We start from the raw sequence: 4,704 nt of genomic DNA, 5'->3' as shown, positions 1-4,704 counted from the left end.
ACCCTGGCCATGGTTGAGGTCGGGTGTTCGAACCTCGTCGTTCGCTCTTGATTCGAAGGCCCCCCGGCTTCTGTCGGGGACACGACGCGCCGCCGCTACGCGGCGGGTTCCGCGCTTCGCCCGGAAGGGCCGGAACTCCGTTCCGCCTACCGGGATCACTCCGTGATCCCGCGGTCCGGCCTCCGGCCGGACCCGTCTCGTATCGGCCTGCTCCGCAGTCCCGTACTAGACCTGACATGCCCTCCGGGCCTGCCAGAAAAGCAGCAGTTACGGGAAGGGGGCAGGTGCGTCAGCCGTCCTGGGGTGACGTCTGCTTGATGCCTCGCCAAGTCATACTGCTCTCGCCGGAATCCGCCACCCCTACCATATCCGGCCGCTTTCGAGGCAAGTCTGTGCGTCACTCTTATGAGCGGCTTTAGTCTGGGATGATGGCAGGGCACCTCTCTCCCGGATCGCCCGGGCGTGGGGGGTCGTCATTCTGGAAATCGGATGGAATCTGGATTGACACTGAATTCCCTCTCTATGTGCCCCCGAGAATGCGCGCGCAAATATCTACAAAAGACCGAAACTGTTCGCGATAGATTTACCGAGATTGAAAACGAAATCCCAACCAAATGTCATGAAGGTACCCAGCCACATTGCTCCAAAGCTGCCATTTACCAGCACAGCGATACACCCATCATTCTCGTCAGACATCCCGGCCCCCCAAATTCCGGAAACGATTATAGTACCGAAAAACCAGAAGAATCCGTAGAGTATAAGAACCCAGACCGCAGGACCGTGGTCAACTCTGACGATGGACCAATAGGTAGCAGTTGTCAGATACGAAAATGGGATTGCGAGAGGCGCGAGGCATAGCATGAAGCAAGATGGATAAGGTTTTGATTTTTTGGCGGGTGCCGGGGTGCTGGCCGACCGCTGTTGCTGGGTCCGACCGATCGGTTCCTCGCGCCGTATTCGAGGCCCGCTAGAAGACAGCGAGGGAGCAGACTGCGGGTGGTAGGTCGGCGACGGCTGATTGGCCGATGGCGGATCGTGTGGCGCGTGCCCAGGCTTTGCCTCTTCAGTGGTCGTCCCGGAGGCGACGGCAGTTTCCACCATGGAAACCGCCTGACTGCTGGCCTGCTCCTGCTCTTCCTGCAAAAGGCGAACTTGGTGCTGAAGCACCCGAACTTGCTGCTGAAGCCCGCGGACTTGCTGGCCCAACCGGCGAGACTCTTCCTGGGCGATCCGCAGATCGTCGCCCTGCGCCATGGCGTACTTGGCGGCTTGGGTCAGCTGGATCTTCTGTTGCTGATTCTGCAAACGCAGTTCGTCGCGCTCTTCCTCTGCCTCCTGTGCACGGTTGAGGGCCTGATTCATGTCTTCGGCGAGACGATCGAGTTGTCCCTGCAGCGTGGCCAGTGCCTCCTGCGCAACACTACGGTCCTTGCACGCTTCTTCGACTTGGTATGTGACTTGGTTTGTAAGGCGCTCGGCTTCTTGTCGCCAGCGCTCCGTCTCGTCACGCCAGTAGTGCAGCGAGTTGAGGTTGGCGGCAGCCTGATGGAGGGTTTCCAGGTATCGGGCCTGATCGCCCTCCTTGTCCAGGCCGAGCAATGCGACCACTGCGTCATGGAAGCGGTGGGATGCCGTGTGCGAGGTGTTGGCGTCGTTGAGGATCTTGGACACTTGTCCGGAACTCATGGGGACGCTGGCGGCTAGTTGGTCTTGCTTCAGACCGGCAGTGCTCAAGAGTCGCTTGACCGCTTCTCCGTACTTCTCGCCTTCCGGTGGATCGCTTGGCCTCTCCATGGCGCTGTTCATGATTTTCCCCCCACCCGCACGCGGTTCCCTGTGGATCAGAGACGCGGTACGGCTGCCGGGTCGCTACCCGCCCGGCCTTGATCCCGGTATACCCCCTCCTACCCTCCCTCTTTCCAATTCAGGGCAACCGTGAATGCCCATCTGGAAACTCCGTCCCCTGCCCTCAGCCTGCTTGTATCCCCTACCAGCGAGCGAAGGGCGGCTGCGATGGCCTCCACGCAGAATTTGGTGCCGGGCATCGTGTCCGGTGTCGGCGGCCTGGCCCAGGCTGTAGTCGGCGCCCCATCCTGGTCCGTCATCACCTGCCTGGGCATGGGCCTGGCACTAGGCCTCGCTCAGACACTCTTCCCGCAAAACTCCAGCGACCGGCTCGCCTGGTGGCAAGGCCGCCGCACCTATCTGCATGACCGGCGGACCCACCGCAACGCACGCCGACGTCGCCCGCCTCCGGATCCCAGCGGCCAGAGCGGAAGCTGACGCACACGCTGAGCCGTGGTGGATTCCTTGGCCGCATCTACCGGCTCTGTGACCAAGTCGGCGGGCGTCCTCCATACGCCTACGGCGGTCGGACGCGCTGTTGGCGGCGGGCCCAGGCGCCGGCGTCGCACCGCCCACTGTCTTGCGTGCATCAGGCAGAAAGGTCTTCGTCGTATTCCTGAGCTTCCGCAGCTTGCTCGCTGTGAACTTGTCCCAGAAGAACGGAGCAACGTGCCAGAAGTTGATCGTAAGTCATGACCGTGATGCCATGCATTCTGCTGTTCAGGCCGTGCAGTGCCTTGACCTTGGATTGGTCCCATGTGTTGGAGCGGCCGATCACGATGACAGCCCGTGGGTGATAAGCGATAATTTCTGTGTGGTCGGGCTGTATTCCGTGCTCTGCCGCCCGATGGAAAGTGTCGAGATATCGGTGGCACTGTCCGATTGCTTTGGAAGTCTGTGAGGCCCAGTACCAGTTACGGTGCGTGTTGTCGAAACTCAGAACTTCCATGTCGGGGCGCTTCAGTTCAAAGAGGTCACGGAATCCGCTGGCCGTGGATTTCATGAGCAAGTCCACTTGGTCGCCGATCCCGATACTTCTCCAGTTGTCACGCGCTACGTATGCGTTTCCGAACGCCCAGGAGTGCTTGTCGCACCACTTCTGGTAGACGTCCTCCATCGTCACGCCATCGTCGAGGTTTTCGCGCAGCTCAGTGATGGCCGCGCGCAGCTCGCCGATACGGACCACGGCGGAGAACGCGGATGCCAGTGACTCGGGGTTTACATGCTGGGCCACTCTGCGCGCGAATCTTTGGCTGTCGAGTGCCCCGCCCACCGCCCGAACTGCGTCGTCCGAGGAGTCACCGGTGTGTGCCAGTTCGTCGGCCCGCAGAACGAGGTACTGCCCGTCATCTTCCTGCTCGGCCACCGCCAGGGCCTGAGCGATGCACTGCCTGAGATGCCGAAGGTCTGAGTCGTTCAGCGTTATCTGGCACGTCTCCCCAGACCTCTTGTCCACCCGTATGAGCTTCATGGACAGCTCATCCTGAGAATTCCGGTGTGGAATGAAATACGGGACTGCCTCGATGGATACCTGGCTTGTGTCCCTGATGGTGATGCGGTCGCCGTACGACAAGGCACCCGACGCTGCGGGCCGCCGGTCGAAGTAGATAGGGCCGTCCTGATCCATGGCCATATCGTGGGCCAAACCCTCACTCATTGCTCAGGCTTCCGCAAAAGTGACACACGTGTTCGTTTACATCTGCTGGCACTCCTACACCGAGATCATCTTCAGCAGCGAGCCGACGTTGGTGTCGTACTCGTACTGGCGCGACCTCGAGCCGAGGTCGACGGCCTGGTCGACCCAGGCGTTGTCCAGTTCCTGACTGTTGCCAGCGGGCCAGACCTCGATGTACGCGACGACGACCACCGTGCGCAGCAAGGTCACGAAGTACAGGACCCGGACGGCTTCGACGTCATCGGTGTACCGGCGCAAGAGCGGTGCGCCGACGGTCGCGGGCAGCGGGTCGCCAATCTCGGGGTCGACACTGACGACGACCAGGGCGCGGTCGAGAGCGTGCAGCTCCCTCTCGGAGGTGATGGCCTCCAGCTGCTTCACGGCCGACGATGGTGTCGGGACCCGCCCGCCCTGAGAGCAACTTCCTGCTGTGTCCCGACGGGAACGTCGCCGGGGAGTGGTGGGGCCCGAGGGGTTGATCATGGGGCGCTGCAACTGAGTGCCGTCGTGTCGGCATGTACAGGTGCATGACGACACCGCACCCCGTGCGCGCTCTGCGCCAACGACTCCAAAGACTCAGGATGCGCTGGCAGGACATGACCTTGTTGGATCGGCGTCGGGTCTGGGTGCGTTGGGGGCGGCGTCTCCGGCGTTTGGGCATGTATGTGCTGATCGCGGTAGGCGCTTTCCTCCTGTTCGTCGGACTGCCGTGGCTGATCGTGGAAGGCCCGTACAAGATTGACAAGGAATATCTCGACCCGGACAAGCTCAAGGAGCAGTCGGGTGCGCTGGTCACCGGGCTGCGCACAGCCGCCGTGGCGTTCGCCGCTGCGCTCGGTGCTGGGATCGCGCTGCTCTACACCGCGCGCACCTACCGGCTGACCCGGCGCGGGCAGATCACCGACCGGTTCACCAAAGCCCTCGAACGACTCGGCTCACCCGAGATCTACGTCCGTATCGGCGGCATCCTCGCCCTCGAACAGATCGTCCAGGACGCCCCCGAACAAGCCGCCACCGACGCCGCCCGCGTCCTCGGCCACTTCATCCGCCACCACGCCCCCAGCTCCACACCCCCACCCCCCTCCAACAACCCCAAGACCACGGAGTTAGAGCGGATCCCCGGTTGTCAACGGGGGTGGAGGCAAGGGCTGGTGGAGGTCTGGGGGGTCCACTCGGGGTCGAGG

At 62.3% G+C, this 4,704-nt stretch carries 2 protein-coding genes and 2 pseudogenes; 1 reads left to right on the top strand and 3 read right to left on the bottom strand.

Annotated features, from left to right (window positions below):
• Nucleotides 1-552: 552 nt before the first annotated feature.
• From ACWD3I_RS48955 to ACWD3I_RS48945, 3 genes and pseudogenes are all read right to left on the bottom strand, one after another.
• A complete protein-coding gene (locus ACWD3I_RS48955; RefSeq protein WP_365413393.1) occupies nt 553-1,806 on the bottom strand; it encodes a coiled-coil domain-containing protein in 1,254 nt (417 codons plus the stop codon).
• A 628-nt stretch (nt 1,807-2,434) separates the two neighbouring features.
• Nucleotides 2,435-3,472: a Shedu anti-phage system protein SduA domain-containing protein gene (locus ACWD3I_RS48950; protein ID WP_365413391.1), complete on the bottom strand. Its 1,038-nt coding sequence runs from the start codon at nt 3,470-3,472 to the stop codon at nt 2,435-2,437.
• A gap of 213 nt (nt 3,473-3,685) precedes the next feature.
• Nucleotides 3,686-4,003, bottom strand: a pseudogene (locus ACWD3I_RS48945) (hypothetical protein); the annotation flags it as partial.
• A 176-nt stretch (nt 4,004-4,179) separates the two neighbouring features.
• Here ACWD3I_RS48945 and ACWD3I_RS48940 point away from each other — a divergent pair.
• A pseudogene (locus ACWD3I_RS48940) lies at nt 4,180-4,704 on the top strand (hypothetical protein); the annotation flags it as partial.

This window comes from Streptomyces sp. NPDC002817, assembly GCF_053592055.1.
Note: the sequence above shows the minus strand (reverse complement) of the source record. Positions and strands in the feature narration are given on the sequence as shown.